Below are 19606 nucleotides of genomic sequence, written 5' to 3' on the forward strand. Positions count from 1 at the left end.
GACATGGCACGCAGGGGATCCGCCACCACGACGACCGCGTTGCTGGTGGCGGTCGCATTGGCCGCCGGTGGGTGCGGCGTGGTCCAGCCCGGTCGGGACATGGCGCAGCAGACCGCCGTCGAGGTGGTCGCGGCAATGGGCGCGGAAGGCCAGGCGCTCGCTGCGCTCGGCTTCGACCCCGTCGAGCTGGATCCCGGGTCCGTCGCGCCCGCGCCGTCTGAGTCGGCCGAGGGCAGGACCCGGCCCGAGCGCGTCGAGGAGCTGCGCAAGCGCCGCGCGGCCCGGGTGCTGCTGCGCAGGAACACGCTGCACGGCGAGGCGGTGGTGCAGACCCGCGACGGTGGTACGAAGAACGTCGCCGTGCAGCGCGGCGAGGTGACCGCACTCGACGGCGACACGATGACCGTGAAGTCGACCGACGGCTTCACCCAGACCTGGACCTTCGCCGACGACCTGCGCGTGATTGAGCGGCGCAGGTCGGTCACGTCGGCCGACGTCAAGGTCGGCACCAAGCTCGGCGTCGCCGGAGCCAAGGACGGCGACCGGGCGGCGGCCCGCCTGATCGTCATCCCGTTCAAGCAGAACTAGCCCGGGTGAGCTGGAGCGGCCGTCCCGTTCTGGCGACGGCCGCTCCTGTGCTAGTAGACCCGGGAACCGATGAAGTCGTCCCGCCCGTACCCGACGGGCTGGGCGAACGACCGGGACTCGAACGACCACTGCTGCCGCGAACTGCTGGAGCAGTTGGCCAGCCGCAGCCTGGGCGTGCCCAGCAGGGGGTTGTCGAAGGTTAGGCAGAGGCTGCTGTCACCGGCGGAGCGCAGCTGGTTGCCGGAGAACAGGAACTGCTGGTTGGTGCCGCCGTGGCAGTCGTAGATGTTGACCGCCGTGCCGGAGCGCAGGGTGCCCCCGGAGACGTCCAGGCACCGGTCGTGGGAGAGTTCGGAGTGCAGCGAGCGCCGGTTCGGGTCGTACCAGAAGCCCTGGTTGCGCCCGCCGTGGCAGCGGTACGGCTGCTGGACGGTGCCGTTGCGGGAGTTGTACCCCTTGCCGTCCACGCAGGTGCCGGTGGCGGCGTTGCGCAGCTGCCTGAACTCCATCAGACCGTTGTAGAGGGTGCCGTTTCCGGTGCTGGCCGGGTCGACGCAGGTGCCCTGCTGTTGCCCCGAGGCGTAGAACTGGGTGATGCACTGGGCGAACATGCCGTGCCCCCGGTAGTTCGGGTGGAACGACTGGCGGGCCGCGTTCTCGTCCCAGATGCCCAACTCGATGTAGAGCCCGCGAACCGACGTGCTGTCGGTGCACACCTCGTGGCCGTGGAACAGTCGGCTGGCGTCGAGGTAGCGTGTGTCGGTGTTGGTCGCCGCCGCCCGCAGCGCCGACTCGAACAGCGGCACCGCCTTGTTCCGGGCGAACGCGGCGTCGGCGAGGTAGAGCAGGCAGCCGCCCGTGTACCAGCCGGGGAAGTTGGGGTTGTCCTCGACATCGGGGCTGCCCGGGCTGGAGTACGACATCAGCACCAGCTCGTAGTCGGAGTTCAGGTAGCCGGCATTCGTCATGGTCTGGCGGATGTCGGCGAGCGCCTCCTCGACCGCTCGGCGGCTGCCGTCGGTGCGTACCGTCCACTGGTCGGTGTAGGTGGGCCAGCAGGGGCCTTGGAAGAAGACGCGGCGGATGGCACAGTCGGTGGCCACCGGGCCGAACTGGATCGTGCCGTCCCCGTTGGCGCCGACGACCACCCAGAGCAGCTTGATATGCGTGTTGCGGGCCTTGATGGCGAGATGCTCACCCTGGTTCAGTTCGTTGTGCTGGGTCGGTCCGCCCACGACCAGGTTCCACGGGGTGGCGCCCGAGCAGGCGATGTTGTAACGCTCGTCGGCGGTGATGCCGGTGCGGAACACCGCCTGGTCGTACGAGCGGTCGCACCAGTTGCCCGGCTGGTGGGTGCCGGGCACGTAGTTGCCCACTCCCTCGCCGGAGATCTGGCTGTCGCCCATCGTGATCAGCGCGGTTCGGCGCTCTTGGAGCGGCCGGATGCCGGGTGCGCCGTAGAGCGCGGTGGCCTCGGCAGCTCGGATGGTTTCCAGATGGGCGGGGAGTGGCTGGACGGCGGGACGGTCAGCTGCGGCGGCCGGGCCGGCCGTGGACAGCATCGGCAGGACGAGAGCAGTGGCGAGGACGGCGACCTTGGCGAGCCGCCGCCGATGCCCCCGTTCGCGACTGGCAGTGGTTGCAGACATCGACGTACCCCTTTCCCTCGATCGCGGGACGTCGATCGAGTTACCGGACGGTAACGCGCGAATGGAGGTATGTGAATACGTCTCGGAATAGTTGCACGCAGCGTTGAACCGGGCCAATAGGGCAGGTCGCCGCCGTTCGGACGGTGGAGCGGGCGGCTGATCCGCCCGCCGGTCCGCTCAGCGCGCCGCAGGCAGGGCGTACCCCACGTAGCTGCGGAACTCCAGCCGCCAGCCGGGCGGCAGCAGGTCCGCGCAGAGTGCCCGGCTGCCGGTGCAGACGATCGCATCCACCGAGGCGGGGTCGGCCGCCGGCCGGTCCGGCAGGACGGACTGGAGCGCCAGCAACTCCGGGGACCCGCCGCCGGCGTCGCGCAGCAGCAGCCACCAGGGGTGCTCCCAGTCGTCGTTGCGCTGCGACAGGCCGATCCGGCGGGCGTCGGCGGCCCGGACCGCGTCGGCCGCCCAGCGATACTCCTGCGCCCACTGTGGCCGCCGCAGGAATCGTGACTCCCACTCGCTGGTGGTGAGGACCGAGCCCGTGCCGACCAACCGGCGCGGGAAGCCGTACGACACCGCCAGCACCCCGGCCAGCGCGCAGGTGGCCAGCACCGTCACGGCGAGCGTCGCCGCCACCGGCCGCCGCCCACCGCCACCCGCCGGGCCCCGGGGGTCAGCCGGGCCGTCGCCGCGCCCGCCCTCCACGGACGCGGCTGGGCGGCTGGAGCGGCGGAAGACGCTCTCCAGCCAGAGCCCGGCCAGCGGCACCGATACCGCCAACGCGTAGAGCAGCAGTCGGTTCCCCCACGGCTGCCACTTGATCATCGCCGTGTGTAGCAGCACCGCGACCACCACGACCAGGGCGTACCCGCGCAGTGCCCCCGCCGTGTCCGGGCTGATCCGCACCGGCCGGCGTAACGCGACCACGGCACCGACCAGCCCCAACGCGCCGGCCAGCGGGAAGGACACCCGGTCCTCGTCGGGATACCAGGACGGCTCCGGAAAGATCTCCTGCCCGAAGGTGATCGCCCGGTCCTGCGGGTCCACCCCGACCAGCCCGGCGACCGCGATGATGGCCTCGGCGGTGACCTCGCGCACCGGGGTCAGCGGGGTGTCCAGCGCGGTGTGTCCGATGCGGAGCGCGTTCACCAGCACCGAGGCCGGGTCGTGCCGCTCCATCGGCACCGACTCGCGCAGCCGGTCCGGCCCGAGAGGATGACCGAACTCGACGTACGACCGGCTCAGGAACGGGCCGACCACCACGACGGCGACCAGCAGGATCAGGACCGACGCGCCGACCGTACGGGCGGTCGTGGCTACCGGGCGCCGGAGGCGCGGGCCCGGCCGGTCCGGGTACGCCTGGCGGAGCTGACCGATCCCCCAGAGCACGAGCAGCGGGCCCACCGCGAGCAGGCCGTTGGTCTTGGTGAGGGCGGTCATCCCGGTGGCCGCCCCGAGAGCGAGCAGATCGCCCGCACCGGCCTGCCGGCGCAGTCCGTCCAGTGCGAGAGTGGCCGCGCAGGCCACCCAGGCGGCGCAGACCAGGTCGGTCTGGGTGCTGGTCGACTGGAGCGCCACCATCGGCGTGCTGGCCAGCACGAAGACGGTGAGCAGTTGGGCCCGCCGGCCACCGCCGAGCTGAGCGGTCACCCGAGCCACCGCCAGCAGGCACACCAGTCCGGCGGCCCACTGGACCAGGTTGTACAGCGCGTCCCCGCCGGTGAAGAGTCGCAGGTGCAGCAGCAGGTACTCGGCGCCCGGCGGGATGGTCACCTGCCGGTGGATCGCGGTCGCCCAGAAAGACAGGTCACCCTGCGCCACCCAGCGTTCCACCTTCGGCAGATGGTAGGTCTGCGAGTCGAAGTTGTTCGGCGCGGCCAGCAGGGCGACCAGCAGTCCGACCAGGAGCAGGCCGCCCACGGTGCCGGCGAGCAGGCGCTCGCCCCGGTCCGCCGTGCGCCAGAAACCGGTCAGCGCGGCGCCCGGGATCGTGGCCGCATCCCGGCCGGCGCCGGCGTCGGCCCGGCGGCGACGCACGGCGGCCACTGCCGAGGCGGCCAGGAAGAGTAGCCAGGCCACGGCAAACGCCGGCGCGGTCAACAGTCGCAGCGCGCCCAGAATCTCGACGGTCAGCACCGCGAAAGCGCCGACCGCGAGAGTCGCTCGGATCACCGCGAGCCGTCGTGGTGCGGTGGTGTCCACGGTCCGCGGCCGTAGCGCCACGGTGAGCAGGGCGAGCGAGGCAACAGGAGCCAGTACGAGCGGGAAACCGGCCGACATGGCCGGAAGTAAACACCATGAGCCTCGCCGCTCGACCATCGATATCCCCCCGGTGGTCGCTGCCACGCGACTGAGCTGCCGGGCTAGGCTATGGCCGACATACTGCCGCCCTCGTGGAGATTCCCGTGAAGCTGTCGATCCTCATGCCGGTCTACAACGAGGAAGAACGCATCGCGGACGCCCTGAAGCAGGCGCTGGCGGTGGAGTATCCGTGCGAGATCGAACTGGTGGTCGTCGACGACGGCAGCCGCGACGGCACCGGCGAGATCCTCGGGCGGGCCGACGACGCACGCCTGCGGGTGATCACTCATCAGCGCAACGCCGGCAAGGGCGCGGCCATCCGGTCGGCGGTCGCGAACGCCGAAGGCGAATACATGGTCATCCTCGACGCCGACCTGGAGTACGACCCGCAGGACATCCCCACGCTGCTCGCTCCGGTGCTCGACGGCCGGGCGACGGTCGTGTACGGCAACCGCACCTTCGGCAGCCACAGCGCCTACAGCTTCTGGTACGTGATGGGTAACAAGGGCGTCACCATGGCGGCGAACGTGCTGTTCAACTCTTACATCGGCGACCTGGAGACCTGCTTCAAGCTGATGCCGGTCGCGCTCTACCGCTCGTTGGACATTCGCTCCCGGGGCTTCGGCATGGAGGCCGAGGTGACCGGCAAGCTGCTGCGCCGCCGCATCCGGCCGTACGAGGTGCCGATTAGCTACCGGGCCCGGGGCCGCGAGGAGGGCAAGAAGATCACTTGGCGGGACGGCGTCGAGGCGATCTGGATCCTCGGCCGCGAGCGCTCCCGTCGCCACCCCGGGGGAACTGCCGCCTCCTGAGGCGTCCCGGCCGGCTGCGGTTGCCCGACCGGGCCGCCTCACACCAGTGTGGCGGAGAGAAAACCGGTCAGCGAGCGACGTAGCCCCGCCGCGTCCAGCCCGTGCCAGCGGTCGTGGTCCTCGGCCGACCCGTAGCGGCGCAACTCCTGGCGCCCGACCCCGAGCGTGAGCAGCCGGTGCGCCCGGTCCGCCAGCGCTGCGCTGACCACCCGGGCCGAGGTGCCCACCAGGTAGGGCTCGACCAGGATGACCTCGGTGCCGGCGAGCACCCGCAGTCCGCCGGTGTCGAACGGGCGTGGCCGGTGGGTGTACGCCACGGTCACCGGCAGGCCCGCCGCCGCCGCGAGGGCCGCGTCCAGCACCGGCCCGACCGCGACCAGCAGCGCAGCGCCGGGCCCGGCGTCCCGCACCACCACGAGCGCGCCGTCGCCACCATGCGGATCGGCGTTGCTCAGCGTGGACAGTCGCAGGTACGCCGAAGTGTCGGCGGCCACCGTCGCGCGCAGCAGGCCGGGCACCTCCGCCGGATGTCCCGGCACGTGCACGGTCCACCCGGACAGGGTGTCGAGGAGCGCGACATCGGCCGGGCTCAGGTGGGTCCGTCCGGCCCGCGCGCGGTCGTACGAGGCGCCCACACTGACCAGCACCGCGCTCGCCGCCTGGTGATCGAGGTCGAGCTTGATCTGTTCGTACGCCCGCTCGATGAGGAACGGCGCGTAGCTGTGCACGATCGGACGCAGCCCGGTCAGCGCCAGCCCGCCGGCCACGCCCAGCATCAACTGCTCCCGGATGCCGACATTGAGCACCCGGTCGGGGTGCCGTCGGGCGGCCGGAGCGAACGCCTCGGCGGAGATGTCGGCGAGCACCAGGGCGGTACGCGGGTCCTCGGCGAGCAGCAGCGTGGTGGTGTCTACGAAACGATTCCGCATGGTCACTGACTCTCGATGACGGCGACGACGAGGTGCGGCCGGTGGCCGTGGTGTCCGGTCAGGGCGTTGTGCAGGGCGGCGTGGTCCCGCCCGTCGACCGTGGCGGCAGTCCACCCGTTGACCGTGAACCGGGTGGCCAGACCGCCCGGCCAGCCGTGCGTGGCGGAGAAGTTGTCGACCACGACGGCGGTCAGGTTGGCCAGTCCGACGGCACCGGCGTACGCGATCGCCTCGTGGTTGGAGCCCTCGTCGAGTTCGGCGTCGCCGAGCAGCACGTACACCCGGGGTTCGAGCAGACCCTGGGCGCGCAGCCCGAGAGCAGATCCGACGGCCAGGCCGAGACCGTGCCCGAGCGAGCCGGAGCCGATCTCCACCCCCGGTACCAGCGTCCGGTCCGGGTGGTCGCCGAGGCGGCTCTCCGGGCCGCCCTGGTCGTCGAGCCACTCGGGCGCAACGAAGCCCTTCGCGGCGAGCACCGCGTAGTAGCCGGCCACCGCGTGCCCCTTGGACAGCAGGAGACGGTCGCGGTCTGGGTCGTCGACGGTAGCTGGGGTGACCCGCAGGATCCGGTCGTAGAGGACCCAAAGCGCGTCGAGGGTCGAGTGGACGTTCGCGCCGAACTCCCGGCCGGCGCGGACACGTTCCAGCAGCGGTACGACCGGGTGCCGGCCGTCGAGCGGCGCGGCGGCCTCGGCGATTCGTGCCGTGGTGGTGGTGAGTGTGGTCATACGGATAGCCTGCAAGCTCAACCTAGGTTCAGCTCAAGGCGATGTGATGCAGGAATCCTTGACCATCGGCCAGCTCGCCGCCCGCAGCGGGGTCGCTCAGTCGGCCCTGCGGTACTACGAGCGGCTGGGCCTGATCCGGGCCGACCGCACCGGCGGCAACCAGCGCCGATATCACCGTGGCGAACTACGTCGGGTGGCGTTCATCCGGATCGCCCAGCAGGTCGGCATCCCGCTTGCGGAGATCCGGTCCGCGCTGGATTCGCTGCCCGCCTCCCGTACCCCCACCGCCGACGACTGGGCGCGACTCTCCACCGCCTGGCGAACCCGCTTGGACGAGAAGATCAGGCTGCTGAGCCGGCTCCGCGACGACCTGGACGGCTGCATCGGCTGCGGCTGCCTGTCGCTGGGCCGCTGCGCCCTCTACAACCCGGGCGACACGCTCGCCGGCGACGGCCCCGGCGCCCGCCTCACCCTGCCGCCGTGAGACCGCCCTGCCCTGCCCTGCCCGGCCCTGCCCGGCTCAGCCGACGGTGAGCAGCACCTTGCCGACATGTTCGGTCGACTCGACCAGCCGGTGCGCGTCGGCCGCCTCGGTGATCGGCAGCCGCCGGTCGACGACCGGCCGTACCCGGCCCGCCTCGACCAGCGGCCAGACCTGGTCGCGTACCCCCCGCACGATGGCGGCCTTCTGGTCGAGCGGGCGGGAACGCAGCGCGGTGGCCGCGACACTGCCGCGCTTGGCGAGCAGCGCGCCGAGGTCCAGCTCGCCCTTGCGTCCGCCCTGCATACCGATCACCACCAGCCGCCCGCCGGTGGCCAGCGCGGCGACGTTCCGGCCCAGATACGACGCGCCCATGATGTCGAGGACGACGTCCGCGCCCCGGCCGTCGGTGACCCGGCGGACCTCCTCGACGAAATCCTGTTCCCGGTAGTCGACCAGATGGCCGGCGCCCAGCTCGCGCAGCCGGTCGTGTTTCGCGGCCCGGGCGGTCGCCACCACCCGGGCGCCCAGCGCGGCCCCGAACTGGATCGCGAAGGTCCCGATGCCGCTGCCACCACCGTGCACCAGTAACGTCTCGCCCGCCGACAGCCGGGCCACCTGCACCACGTTCGACCAGACCGTGCACGCCACCTCGGGCAACGCGGCGGCGTCGACCAGGTCGACCCCGGCCGGCACCGGCAGCAACTGCCCGACGGGCACGGCCACCCGCTCGGCGTACCCACCGCCGGCCAGCAGCGCACAGACCTGGTCACCCACCCGCACGCCGGTCACGTTGGGACCGGTCGCACTCACCGCCCCCGAACATTCCAGCCCGAGGTACGCGGGTGCACCCGGCGGCGGAGGGTAGTGCCCCTGCCGTTGCAGCAGGTCGGCCCGGTTCACCGCAGTGGCCCGCACGTCGACGACCACCTCACCCGGCCCTGCCTGCGGGTCGGGCACCTCGCTCCAGGTCAGCACGTCGGGTCCGCCAGGCTCAGGAATGGTGATCGCACGCATGGCCCAGTCATACCCGAACCGCCGCCCCCTCCACGTCCCGGGACACCACACAACGGATCGTCAGTGACCCTGGCGGGCCGGGTGCTCCCCGCTCGCCGATCCACAGGCCGTGGCAGACTATGCACGGCCGCGCGCGGCGCGGTTCAGGAGGGTTCGCCTAGTGGCCGATGGCGCTGGTCTTGAAAACCGGTAAGGCAGCGATGTCTTCGTGGGTTCGAATCCCACACCCTCCGCCGCTCAGCTCTCCGGCGGTGGCTCTCGCTGCGCCTCGCGGATCTTCTCGTCGGCCAGCCGATCCAACGCCCGGCGGCGCTCGTCGCGTAGGGCCTGATCGTCGCGTCGCCGGACGGCGTTGACCACTGCGGTGATGAAGTCACGCCACATCACGGCCAGGGCCTCCTTCGGCGGAGTGAGCGGGTGAAGCCGGACGCGGCACAGGTTCTCTCGAATGTCGTCGCGCTTCAGGGTATGAAAGAAGCGCGGACCACCACTTCCACCGGAAGGACCTGTGTCGATGACCCTGGAACGACCCATCGCTCCGGACCCGTACGAGCTGCTGCCGACCGTCGCGAAGTTCACGCTGGCCAGCGACGACGTGCAGAACGGTGAGCCGATGGATGCGGCTCACGCGCACGGCAGCACCGGCGGCGACAACGTCTCGCCGCATCTGGTTTGGTCGGATTTTCCGTCCGAGACCAAGGGATTCGTGGTGACCTGCTTCGACCCGGACGCGCCGACCGGCAGCGGGTTCTGGCACTGGGTGCTGGTGAACCTGCCGGCCGACGTGACCGAGCTGCCGCGGGGCGCTTCCGGCGATGTACTGCGCGGCGCGTTCACCGTCCGCAATGACTTCGGTGAGCACGGTTTCGGCGGTGCCGCGCCACCGGCCGGTGACCGGCCGCACCGGTACGTCTTCGCGGTGCATGCCCTCGATGTGGAGCGCCTGGACGTCACGCCGGAGGCAATGCCCGCCTACGTGGGCTTCAACCTCGCCTTCCATACCCTCGCCAGGGCCACCATTCGCCCTACCTACCAGATATCCGGCTGACCGAGGGGTGGGAGGTGGGACGGGGGTCAGACACGGGCGACGGCGAAGACGGATTGGCCGAAGGGTGGGTGGGCGATCTGCTCTGCGGCCTTGGTCGCGGGGAGGACCAGCGTGTCGTACACCTTCACCATTGGGCCTTCCTTCGGCATCAGCCGGAAGACCTTGGTGGCCATGAAGTAGCCGATCAATCCGAGCGCGTTGGCGTAGTGGATCTTCTCCACCCGCAGACCCGCCTCGGTCATCGCCGCGGACAGGGTCTTCTTCGTGTAGCGGCGCACGTGGCCGGTGGCGACGTCCGCCGGGCCCATCGCGAACTGGAACGCCGGCACGATGATGACCACGGCGCCGCCCGGCCGGACCAGCTGGCCCATGCTGCGCAGTGCGCCCACGTGATCCTCAATGTGCTCCAGTACGTTGTACGACACCGCCGCGCTGTAGTCGCCGTGCTCGGAGTTGGGCAGCAACATCTGGCGTACGTCGATCGCCGGCCGGTCGGCGAGGCGCTCCTTGAGCGCCACCAGCCGGTCCGGGTCGGCCTCGGTAGCGGTGAACCGAGGGAAGTGTTCGCTCCACTCCAGCGCGTAGTCGCCGAGGCCGCTGCCGATCTCGATGGGATTGTCGCCCAGGTGGGGTATGGCCAGTTCGACGAACCAGCGTCGGTGGTTGACCGCCGTCGCGAGGCCCTCCAGGACCTCGGACTGCACGCGCTGATCCCCAGTGATTTCTACCATGCGTCGATTCCTCACCATACGACTCGACCCGCGCCGGGACCGACTGAGTGAACCATCCGCCCGGAGGGCGGGGAAATCGGGGCCCGCGGTGGCCGAATCGCGGTCGGGGTTAGGTGCACGGTCGGTGTGGTCAGCGAACCTGGTAAATACTACGCCAGCGTCCCGAATGCCCCACGACGGCCATGGACACCGACTACTCTCTGAATTGCTATGACTACTCCTGATTCGGGTCGGCCTGAGACGGGATCCAGGGTCGGAGAGTCGGAGCGCGGTGGCGAGAAGCCCAGGTCGGGGCGGTGGAAGGATGCCGCCGCCGGGCTGAGTTTCGCCCTGCTGGGCTTCTGGGTCACCGCGCGGATGTGGAGGAATCCGGCGGACGGCATCCGGGACAACCGGACCGATATGGCCCAGTTCGAGTGGATGATGGCGCATGGCGCCAGGGTGGTGACCGAACTTGCCTACCCCTTTTCGTCAGACCGGATGAATGTGCCGGATTCCGTCAATTTGATGGCGAACACTTCGGTTTTGTCCGTTTCCTTGCCGATGGTGCCGATCACGCTGCTCTTCGGCACCCGGGCCGCGTTTCTGGTCTTCCTTACCTTCGGGATGATCGCTACCGCCACGGCCTGGTACTTCGTGCTCTCCCGGGTGCTCGTCGGCTCGCGCGGACCGGCCTGGCTGGGCGCGACGTTCTGTGCGTACGCGCCGGCGATGGTGTCGCACGCCAACGCGCACCCGAACATCGTGTCGCAGTTCGTGGTGCCACTGATCATCTGGCGTACGCTGCGGCTCACCGAACCCGGTCGCTGGTTGCCCAACGGCGTCCTGCTCGCCCTGGTGATCGTCTGGCAGGCCTTCCTCAACCTGGAGATCCTGCTGATGACCGCGATCGGCCTCGGGGTGATGGTCGTCGCGCTCGCGATCGGTCGGCCCGAGCTGCGGCGTCGGGCCCGGACGTTCCTGGCCGGGCTCGGCGTGGCCGCTGCGGTCTCCGCCGTGCTGCTGGCGTACCCGCTCCACGTGCAGTTCACCGGTCCCGGCGCTTACCACGGGCTGTCCTGGCTGATCCGGGGCTACTCCACCGACCTGGCTTCGTTCGTCGCGTACGCCCGCGAATCGCTGGCCGGTGACGCACGAAGCGCCGCCGGACTGGCGAAGAACCCGACCGAGGAGAACGCCTTCTTCGGCTGGCCGCTGGTGATCCTGGTGGCGGCGCTGGTGTGGTGGCTACGCCGCAACGCCGTGGTGGTCGGGCTGGCCGTGCTGGGGTTGATCTTCGCGCTGCTCTCCCTCGGTCGGGAAATCCGCTTCGACCGCCGGGCAACGGGCATCCCCGGGCCGTGGGCGGCGCTGGAGGACCTGCCGCTCCTGCACTCGGTGGTGCCGACCCGCTGGGCGCTGGCCATCACCCCGATCATCGGGCTGCTCCTGGCGTACGGCGCCGAGCGGATCCGCGAGTTGGCCGCCAGCCACCCCGACCGGCGACCCCAGGTCCGCTTCGCCACGGTGACCGTGTTGGCGATGGCGCTGGTCCCGGTGCTGCCCACCCCGTTGCCCACCAAACGCCTCGAACCGACTCCCGAGTTCGTCACCTCCGGCGCCTGGCGCCCGTATCTGGCCGGTGGACGCAGCGTGGTGACCCTGCCGCTACCCGACACCGAGTACCCCGACCCGCTGCGCTGGTCCGCGCAGACCCGGCTGGAGATGCCGATCGCCCGTGGCTACTTCCTCGGGCCGGACACGAGGCCGGGGCGGGGCCGGATCGCCCTGTTCACGGCGCCGCCGCGCGCCACCAGCAGTCTCATCGGCACCATCAGTCGCAGCGGAGAGGTACCGCCGGTCACCGAGCAGGCCCGCCGCGAGGCGGTACAGGATCTGCGGTACTGGCGAGCCGGCGTGGTGGTCCTCGGACCGCACGAGCACTCCGACGCGCTGCGAACGAGTATGACCGAGCTGACCGATGTCGAGCCGACGTACATCGGTGGCCTGTGGGTCTGGGACGTCCGGCCGCTGACCGGTTGAAGTGGGGCGCGCCGGTCAGCCGGTGCCGATGCAGCAGCCCTGGCAGACCTTCGGCTTGGGCAGCGTGAAGGCCAGGCAGCAGGTGCGCCGCTGCACGGCCGGCTGACCGTTCGAGCCGGGTACCAGTTCCACCAGGTCGGCCACGTCGAGCGTGTCCAGCAGGGTGTCGACCGCCTCCACCGCCGAGCCGGGCAACCCGTCCGCGGCCCGCAGCAGCGCGTGACCGATGCCGGCGGCCACCGAGCCGAGCAGGGTGCGGGTGCCGATCCGGACCTCGCCCTGGATCGCGGTGATCATCGGGGACAGGTGCGCGTCGAGCAGCGTGGCGCGCAGCGCCGCGAGTAACTCCCGCTCGTTGGCCACCACCTGGACCTGGGGGGAGCCGGCGAGCGCCAGCGGATCGTTGGGCAGCACCGCGACCGGGATGGACTCGCGCATGCCGAGCGTCACCAGGGTTCGCCGGTCCGCGAAGTGGATCAAGGTTGCGGTGTCGTCGAGCAGCGGTACCCGCCGGGCGGCGGCCCAGCCCAGCACCACCGGCAGCGCCGCCCAGTAGCTGTACGCCTTCCAGGCCAGCGCGGCGGAAGCGTGCGGAGTGCCGCCCCAGAGGCGGACGGCCGAATCGAGCAGCTCTGGCAGCCGGGCGCCGTCGGTCAGGGAGGTTGCCGGGGACCAGTCCGCCTCGTCGGCGACCGTCAACCCCGGCGCCAGGCCGGGCAGGTCGTCGGTGCCGAACATGCTCCGCAGGGTCTCGGTGACCGGAGCCAGGGCAGTGGCGGCCGGGTCGTGGAGGGGCAGCACAGTTGTCACCTGATCCACCCCCGTGTCGTCCGTTCCACCCGTGCCCAGAACTCTTCCGGCTGACTAAGGCTAGCCTAACCACAGTTCTTGGCGCAGGGAAACCCGCAGTGGGGTGGCGGCGAGCGATTCGAATCGCTCGTGGGGTGAAAACTACTCACGGTGCCCGATTGGGGACTGCGGGCAGTATCGGCAGGATTCATTGAACAGTCAAGGTTCTTGTCGACAAGGTGCCAGTTGTGTGCGTGTCCGGCGACTCAACGTGAAACTTGGTACTCCCGGCCACGAGGAAGCTGATGACGACCTCACCGCTCGATCGGGCTGCCGACTCCTTCGCCGCCGAACTCGCCCGGCACCGCACGGAGCGGGGGCTGTCCAAAAAACAGCTAGCCACCCTGATGGGCTTCGACCCGTCGTACGTCAGTCACGTCGAAGGTCGGCGACACCGGCCGACCGAAGACTTCGCACGCCGAGCCGAGGCCGTCCTGGAGGCCAGCGGTGCGATCTGGCTCCGCTTCCAGGAGTACGACGACCTGCGCCACGCCCGCAACGACCGCCACCACCGCGACCTAGTCCTGCCCGGCCAGTGGATGCCCCCCGGCACCGGGCTCATCGTCGAACGCGAGACGGCGACCCTCACCCACACCGCGGACGCCTACCGCTGCGTCATCCGTCGCGAGCTGTACAACGCCGGGACCGAGCCGGTCACCCGCTACCTGATCCGGGTCGCCGTGGACCGCTACCCCAACGACCCCGGCCGGTCCAACCGGCATCACCGGGAACACCCGCTCACCTTCGCCGAACTACAACTGCGCGCCACCCGCGAAGAATTTGGCGAACAAGAGGCCATGCACTGGCGGGCCAAACACGACCGGGACGCGTTCAAGGAACTCTGGCTGCTCTTCGAAAACACCGAACGGCGCTTCCCGCTCTACCCGGGCCGCCGCGCCACCCTCGAGTACGCGTACACGGTGGGGCAGGACAAGTGGGGCCCATGGTTCCAGCGCGCCGTCCGGGTGCCGACCCGGCACCTGGCCGTACGCCTGAACCTGCCGGCCGCGATCGACCCACAGGTCTGGGGCGCGGAAACCTCGCTCTCGGCGGAGGAGGGCCCGCTGCGCACGGCAGTGACCCGGCGCGACGAGGGCGACCGAGCGGTCTTCGACTGGGCAACCGACGAGCCGCCGCTCAATGCCCGCTACCGCCTGCTGTGGCGGTTTCGGGCGCAGCAGGAGCCCGAAACTGGCGGCGGCCGGGTCCGGCCGTCCGACCGGATGCGTGGGCTCGGCATCGTCCAGCGCGGAGTCGACCTGCTCCGGCAGCCGGCCCGCCCGCTCGACCTGCCGAGCGAGGAACAGACCGCTCGGGGGATCGTCGACCGGCTGGTCACGGCGCTGGCCCGCCTGGACGAGCTACACCCGTTCACCAAGGGAGTGGGCATCGCCGCACCGCAACTCGACATCGGCCGTGCCGTGGCCGTGGTCCGGCCGCCCGATCGGACGGCTGAGCCGGTCGTGCTGCTCAACCCCCGGGTGGTCGACGCCGCACCGCACACCGACGAACAGTACGAAGGTTGCCTCTCCTTCTTCGACCACCGGGGGCTGGTGCCGAGACCGCTACGGCTGGACGTGGAACACGCGCAGTTCGACGGCGGCCGACTCATCACGTCCTTCGAGTTCGGCATGGCCCGACTGGTGGCACACGAGATCGACCACCTGGACGGCCTGCTCTACATCGACCGGATGGCGCCCGGAGTACCGCTGGTGCCGATCGAGGAGTACCGCGAATCCGGACACCCCTGGCGCTACTGACCATTGCGCGACCCCGCCCGCCCGGTAAGGCGATGGCCGGACGGGCGAGGTGGCGCGGGACGGTGCCGGTCCGCCCGATCATGGGGACCGGGGCGCGTGCCCCAGGGGGCAGGGGCACGCGCCCCGGCTCGGGGGGAGTAAAGCTCTCAGAGGTTGCCGAAGGTGTCGTACCGGGTGTGCTGCGGCGGCACGTCGTCCGCGGCGAGCACCCGCAACGTCGAGCGGACCATGGCGGCGGAACCGGAGACATAGCAGTCATGCGTCGTCCACGGTCCGTACCGGGCCACCACATCCGAGATGTCGCCCTGCTCGCCGCCGAAGTCCGGGTCGTCGCTGCACGCCGCCGTCACCGACAACCACGGGTGGGCCACGACCAACTCCCGCAACCGGTCGAGACCGTAGAGGTCCGCCTCGGTGCGGGCTCCGTAGAACACATGCACCCACCGGGCCCGGTTGTAGCCGGCCAAATCCTCGACCAACGCCTTGATCGGCGCCAGCCCGACGCCACCGGCGACGCAGAGAATGTCGCGCTCCGACGAGCGGTCCAGGGTCATCAAACCCATCGGCGCTGCCACCCGCAGCAGATCACCCGGCCTGATCCGGCGAACCAGCGCGCCGGAGACCCAACCGGCGGCCTCGGCCGGCGTGCGGACGTGGAACTCCAACACGTTGTCGTCGTTCGGGGCGTTGGCCACCGAGTACGTCCGCCACACCCGGGGATGATGGCGGGGCGCCTCGACGCTGACGTACTGGCCCGCCTTCCAGGACAGCGGAAACTGCAGCGCCCGGCAGGTGAAGACGGCGGTGTCCGGGCCGTGCCGCTCGTGAGTCAACACCTCGGCGTGCCAGAACGGCGGGTCGTCGTCCGCCGCCGCTCCGGCCAGCATCTTCTCGGCGATCGCCGCGTACGCGTCCCGCCACGCCTGGTCGTACTCCAGGTTCCAGTTGTCGCCGCCGACGCTGCGCAACGCGTCCAGTAGCGCTACACCCATCGTGTCGTAGTGTTCCGCCGCGACGTGGTACTTGCGGTGGTCGCGGCCGAGCGCGCGGAGGAACTCGTCGAAGCCCTCCGGATCGTCCACCGTGTGGATCGCCGCGATGATCGCTTCCAGCAGTCGGTCACCCTGCCCGGCCATCTGGACCGGAAAGAGCTTGCGCAGCTCGGGGTCGAGCAGGAACAGCCGGGCGTAGAAGTAGTCGGTCAACCGGACCCGCTCCTGTTCGACCAGGGTCCAGCTCTCCTTCAGCAGCCGCGCGAAGTTGTCCACCGGAGGTGCTCCTTACTTCTGACGGCGGATCGGGCCCCCATAGAATCTCCACGGAGCGTGCATGAAGGTCGCACAGAATGTGCGACCACATCATGAGGCCAGCTCTGGTGGCACCCGGCTGCCGTCGGCGTCTCCCGTCGGGCAGAGTGGTCCGGTGACCGTTGAGCTCACCCGACCGGTGTCCCGCCGAACCCTCGGCACCGAGACCATGCTGGTGCTCGGCCTGTCGCTCGGCCAGTCGGCCGTCTACGCCACGGTGTCGATCGTCGCGAAGCTGACCGCCGAAGGTGGGCTGTCGAGACAGACCGCCGCGCTGAACACCTCCGCGTCGGCCCGCCCGTACCTCGACCTCACGTACCAACTGCTCGGCATCGTGTTCGCGCTGCTGCCGGTGTTGCTCGCCGTACACCTGCTGGCGCGCGACCCCGGCGACCCGGCACGGACCCTCGGCCTGGACGCCCGGCGGCCCGGTGCCGACCTCGCCCACGGCGCCGGCCTGGCGGCGCTGATCGGCCTGCCCGGCCTGGCGCTCTTCTGGACCGCGGCGCAGCTCGGCATCAACGCGACCCTGGTGCCGGCCGCCCTGCCGAACCTGTGGTGGACGGTGCCGGTACTGGTCCTCGCCGCCATCCAGAACTCGATCCTGGAGGAGGTGATCGTCGTCGGCTACCTGACGACGCGCCTGCGCCAACTCCAGTGGCGGCTCGGCGCGATCATCGTGACCAGCGCACTGCTGCGCGCCTCATACCACCTCTACCAGGGCTTCGGCGCGTTCATCGGCAACGCCGTCATGGGCGTCGTGTTCAGCCTCTGGTACCTACGCACCCGCCGGGTGGTGCCGCTCATCGTGGCGCACGCCCTGCTGGACATCTTCGCCTTCGTCGGCTACAGCCTGCTGCCCAAGGAATGGTTCGACTGGCTCTGACGGTAGAGGGCGACGGCGCGGGCCGAGAGGCGCTGGGCCGCCATCGTGTCGCCGGCCGCCGCCGTCAGCGCCGCGGCCCCCGGCAGTAGCCGGGCCATCAGTCGCAGAGCCGCCCAGCCACCGGCCTGTGCGGCCAGCGGCGCGGCCAGCCGCCAGGCCGCCTCAACCGCCCGAGGTCCCGGTTGCTCGCCCCGCCCGTCCGCCGCCCTTGCCGCCGCCAGCGCCGCCCGGGCGCTCGCCGCGTCCGGATGCACCTGAGTCAGCACCAGCAGCTCCACCGCCCGGTCCGGATGCGCCGGATCACAGTCGTACGCAGCCGCCAGGTGCAGCACCAGGTTCGCCTGCGACCAGAGCACCGACGCCAGCTCGAACGCTGGCGCGAAAACCCCGGCCAGCGAGGCGGTCGCCCCACCAATCCCGGCCTGCCGGACGAACCGCCGACTGGCCAGCCGGGCCAGCCCGGCGCCGTCCGCCTCCGGGTACGCCTGCCGCAGCCGCCGAGCCCACCGCGCCGCTCCCGGACCGAGCCCCTCGACCGCTGCCAGCGCCAGCAGCTCCGGAGCGAACCCCGGGTCATCGAGCACTCGCGCCACGAGCATCCGCAGCTCCCACTCGGGGGTACGCCCCGAAGTGGCCGGCCCGACATCGGCGGGACCCCCAGTGGCGGCCTTCTTCGTAACCTTCCTCGCGGCGGTGTGCGGCGCCGTCCGCTTCGTGGCCTTGGCCGGCGCTGCCTGCTTCGGGGTCGCCGTTGCCGGTGCGACATCGGCCGCAGTGTTCCCCGACCCGGTGGCCGGTGGTGTCGGACCGGACTTCCTGCTCGCCTTCCGGGGCGTCGGCGCCTTCTTCGCGGCGCCCCTCGGCCGCACCGGCGGAACAGGATCCACAGCGGCGTCCGACCCGTCGCCGTCGGGTCCCGGCGTGCCCGGTTGGCCACCGCCACCCCGGCCACGCGAAACAACCGGCGACGGTGAGGCACCGGTCGCGTCGGCAGGCGGTGGCGCGGCAGCGAAGGGTGGCGACACGGCCGCTGGCGTCTCAGACACGTCGGCCCGAGGCTGCCGTAACAACGGCTGTTCCGCAACGGGCGGCGGCTGGAAGAGTACGCCCGGGGCGGACTTCGCCCGCCGGGAACGAGTCCCGGCGGTGCCTTCCTGCTCCTCGTGCGCCGGCGGCGCGGGCGTCGGTGGCGGCGTGAAGGTCGCCTTCGGTGAGCGCCGACGAGATTCCTCGGCAGGCTCGCGGCGGGACGGCTCGCTGGACGGCTGCTCCTGCATGTCGATGGAGCGTAGTCCTGATCACGGCGACGCACAGCGGAGGAACGTCATCAGGCCGCCGGTTCCGGTAGTCGCTTTGCTCACCGCCGGGCGGGGCCTGTATCCTCGGGCGCGGTGGTCTGCGGGCCACCAGGGAGACTTCGCCTAGTCTGGTCTATGGCGCCGCACTGCTAATGCGGTTGGGGTCTTAAAGCCCCTCCCGGGTTCGAATCCCGGAGTCTCCGCGCTAAGGCCGGGGTGTAGACTGGCTCAGCACCAGCGCCCGTAGCTCAACGGATAGAGCATCTGACTACGGATCAGAAGGTTAGGGGTTCGAATCCCTTCGGGCGCACAAGATTATTAAGGGCCTGGGCTGCGGAAACGCGGGTCAGGCCCTTCCTGTTGTCTGGCCTGCGTGGACGGTGGGTGTCACGTGGGTGCGATGTGGGTGCAGCCCCGGAGACGGCCCTATCGTGGGCTTGTCGGGACGTGACCTGCGGCTTTGCGGCCTGCTTGCCCTTCGTTGGGGCGAGAGCACCTGTTTTCGGTTTCGTCGGCGTCGGGGTGCCGGCTTTGGGGCCGCGATCGGGCCGGTTCTTGCGGGCGCTGGCTTTGATCTTCTTGCGGGTGCGGCGGGCGGCGTTGAGGACCAGTTGGGCGGTGGCGTCGGCGCAGCGGCGCTGGATTTGCGGCAGGACGCTGGTGTAGGTGTCGGCGGTGACCACGATGCTGGAGTGCCCGAGGAGGTCCTGCAGCGTTTTGAGGTCGGCGCCGGCTTCGTGGGCGAGGGACGCGGCGCCGTGGCGTAGGTCGTGCAGGCGTACCGGGGGCAGTCCGGCCCGGCGGACGAGGATCCGGAATCGGGTGGTGGCGTAGTTCGGGTTGATTGGCAGCCCGTCGGCGCGCACGAAGACGTACCCGGTGTCGGTCCACGGCTTGCGGTCCTCCGCAGCCTGGGTGCGCTACTGTAATTACGCGTGGAACGAACGGTGCTGTTGTTTTTAACACTGATGTGCCCGGCCGAGTTCCTGGCTCCTACGCAGCCTATGCAAGACCATTGACTCAGGTGGCGTAACGATTGACTATAAGAAGACGACTGTGACGCCCGACGGATCAATTGCACATATTAAGGACAAGTTCTATCTTCCTGGTGGGGGTTGCTGATGGGTAACTGGATAGGTCTGTGGCGGGTCCGGTCCTGGTCCTTCGTGGAGGCTGGTAGGTTCCGGTGTCGTGTCCGCCCAG

The 19606-nt window shown here is 70.5% G+C and carries 17 protein-coding genes, 3 tRNA genes and 1 pseudogene; 10 read left to right on the top strand and 11 right to left on the bottom strand.

The annotated features are described in order from the left end of the window. The first annotated feature begins 3 nt into the window (after positions 1–3). Positions 4–588: a hypothetical protein gene (locus ACFHWY_RS14760; RefSeq protein WP_416580749.1), complete on the top strand. Its 585-nt coding sequence runs from the start codon at positions 4–6 to the stop codon at positions 586–588. Positions 589–638: 50 nt separating this feature from the next. On the opposite strand, the gene ACFHWY_RS14765 is transcribed toward ACFHWY_RS14760, so the two are convergent. Continuing rightward, on the bottom strand, positions 639–2237 hold the full coding sequence (locus ACFHWY_RS14765) for a ricin-type beta-trefoil lectin domain protein (RefSeq protein ID WP_416580750.1): 1599 nt from the start codon (positions 2235–2237) through the stop codon (positions 639–641). A 177-nt stretch (positions 2238–2414) separates the two neighbouring features. After that, positions 2415–4514, bottom strand: a complete 2100-nt coding sequence (locus ACFHWY_RS14770; RefSeq protein ID WP_416580751.1) for a glycosyltransferase family 39 protein — start codon at positions 4512–4514, stop codon at positions 2415–2417. A gap of 125 nt (positions 4515–4639) precedes the next feature. Between ACFHWY_RS14770 and ACFHWY_RS14775 the strand changes: the two genes are divergently transcribed. Beyond that, on the top strand, positions 4640–5347 hold the full coding sequence (locus ACFHWY_RS14775) for a glycosyltransferase family 2 protein (protein ID WP_416580752.1): 708 nt from the start codon (positions 4640–4642) through the stop codon (positions 5345–5347). A 38-nt stretch (positions 5348–5385) separates the two neighbouring features. Here ACFHWY_RS14775 and ACFHWY_RS14780 read toward each other — a convergent pair whose 3' ends face one another. Together ACFHWY_RS14780 and ACFHWY_RS14785 are read right to left on the bottom strand one after the other, a co-directional pair. Next, a complete protein-coding gene (locus tag ACFHWY_RS14780) occupies positions 5386–6276 on the bottom strand; it encodes a transketolase family protein (protein WP_416580753.1) in 891 nt (296 codons plus the stop codon). A 2-nt stretch (positions 6277–6278) separates the two neighbouring features. Further along, positions 6279–7004: a transketolase gene (locus tag ACFHWY_RS14785; protein ID WP_416580754.1), complete on the bottom strand. Its 726-nt coding sequence runs from the start codon at positions 7002–7004 to the stop codon at positions 6279–6281. Positions 7005–7050: 46 nt separating this feature from the next. On the opposite strand from ACFHWY_RS14785, the gene soxR reads away from it, so the two are divergent. Next, a complete protein-coding gene (gene soxR / locus ACFHWY_RS14790) occupies positions 7051–7488 on the top strand; it encodes a redox-sensitive transcriptional activator SoxR (protein ID WP_416580755.1) in 438 nt (145 codons plus the stop codon). Between the two features lie 36 nt (positions 7489–7524). On the opposite strand, the gene ACFHWY_RS14795 is transcribed toward soxR, so the two are convergent. Continuing rightward, on the bottom strand, positions 7525–8502 hold the full coding sequence (locus tag ACFHWY_RS14795; RefSeq protein WP_416580756.1) for an NAD(P)H-quinone oxidoreductase: 978 nt from the start codon (positions 8500–8502) through the stop codon (positions 7525–7527). 146 nt (positions 8503–8648) lie between these two features. Here ACFHWY_RS14795 and ACFHWY_RS14800 point away from each other — a divergent pair. Further along, positions 8649–8735, top strand: a tRNA-Ser gene (locus tag ACFHWY_RS14800). 4 nt (positions 8736–8739) lie between these two features. Here ACFHWY_RS14800 and ACFHWY_RS14805 read toward each other — a convergent pair. Then, positions 8740–8889: a hypothetical protein gene (locus tag ACFHWY_RS14805; protein ID WP_416580757.1), complete on the bottom strand. Its 150-nt coding sequence runs from the start codon at positions 8887–8889 to the stop codon at positions 8740–8742. Between the two features lie 127 nt (positions 8890–9016). On the opposite strand from ACFHWY_RS14805, the gene ACFHWY_RS14810 reads away from it, so the two are divergent. Further along, positions 9017–9550 carry a YbhB/YbcL family Raf kinase inhibitor-like protein gene (locus tag ACFHWY_RS14810; RefSeq protein ID WP_416580758.1) on the top strand — a complete coding sequence of 178 codons (534 nt, stop codon included), beginning with the start codon at positions 9017–9019 and terminating at the stop codon, positions 9548–9550. Positions 9551–9576: 26 nt separating this feature from the next. Here ACFHWY_RS14810 and ACFHWY_RS14815 read toward each other — a convergent pair whose 3' ends face one another. Next, the gene (locus ACFHWY_RS14815) at positions 9577–10281 is read right to left on the bottom strand and encodes a class I SAM-dependent methyltransferase (protein ID WP_416580759.1); all 705 of its coding nucleotides are present in this window, start codon (positions 10279–10281) and stop codon (positions 9577–9579) included. A gap of 210 nt (positions 10282–10491) precedes the next feature. Between ACFHWY_RS14815 and ACFHWY_RS14820 the strand changes: the two genes are divergently transcribed. Further along, positions 10492–12303, top strand: coding sequence for a hypothetical protein (locus ACFHWY_RS14820; RefSeq protein WP_416580760.1), 1812 nt, complete (start codon positions 10492–10494; stop codon positions 12301–12303). Positions 12304–12318: 15 nt separating this feature from the next. Here the strand turns inward: ACFHWY_RS14820 and ACFHWY_RS14825 are convergent, their stop codons facing one another. After that, entirely contained in the window at positions 12319–13041 is a 723-nt protein-coding gene (locus ACFHWY_RS14825; RefSeq protein WP_416580774.1) for a hypothetical protein, read from the bottom strand. 356 nt (positions 13042–13397) lie between these two features. Between ACFHWY_RS14825 and ACFHWY_RS14830 the strand changes: the two genes are divergently transcribed. After that, positions 13398–14912: a peptide deformylase gene (locus tag ACFHWY_RS14830; RefSeq protein ID WP_416580761.1), complete on the top strand. Its 1515-nt coding sequence runs from the start codon at positions 13398–13400 to the stop codon at positions 14910–14912. Between the two features lie 146 nt (positions 14913–15058). On the opposite strand, the gene ACFHWY_RS14835 is transcribed toward ACFHWY_RS14830, so the two are convergent. Next, positions 15059–16180, bottom strand: a complete 1122-nt coding sequence (locus ACFHWY_RS14835; protein WP_416580762.1) for a globin domain-containing protein — start codon at positions 16178–16180, stop codon at positions 15059–15061. Positions 16181–16334: 154 nt separating this feature from the next. Here ACFHWY_RS14835 and ACFHWY_RS14840 point away from each other — a divergent pair, with 154 nt between their 5' ends. Continuing rightward, entirely contained in the window at positions 16335–17105 is a 771-nt protein-coding gene (locus ACFHWY_RS14840) for a CPBP family intramembrane glutamic endopeptidase (protein ID WP_416580763.1), read from the top strand. Here the strand turns inward: ACFHWY_RS14840 and ACFHWY_RS14845 are convergent. Next, entirely contained in the window at positions 17066–18382 is a 1317-nt protein-coding gene (locus ACFHWY_RS14845) for a hypothetical protein (RefSeq protein WP_416580764.1), read from the bottom strand. The two genes, ACFHWY_RS14840 and ACFHWY_RS14845, sit on opposite strands and share 40 nt — an antisense overlap. Before the next feature lie 133 nt (positions 18383–18515). Here ACFHWY_RS14845 and ACFHWY_RS14850 point away from each other — a divergent pair. Together ACFHWY_RS14850 and ACFHWY_RS14855 are read left to right on the top strand one after the other, a co-directional pair. Beyond that, positions 18516–18606, top strand: a tRNA-Ser gene (locus ACFHWY_RS14850). Positions 18607–18640: 34 nt separating this feature from the next. Next, positions 18641–18713, top strand: a tRNA-Arg gene (locus ACFHWY_RS14855). Positions 18714–18749: 36 nt separating this feature from the next. On the opposite strand, the pseudogene ACFHWY_RS14860 reads toward ACFHWY_RS14855, so the two are convergent. Beyond that, positions 18750–19323 (bottom strand): annotated as a pseudogene (locus ACFHWY_RS14860) (tyrosine-type recombinase/integrase); the annotation flags it as partial. Between the last annotated feature and the right edge of the window lie 283 nt (positions 19324–19606).

It is taken from the genome of Micromonospora sp. LOL_024 (assembly GCF_048060415.1).
GTDB lineage: Bacteria > Actinomycetota > Actinomycetes > Mycobacteriales > Micromonosporaceae > Micromonospora.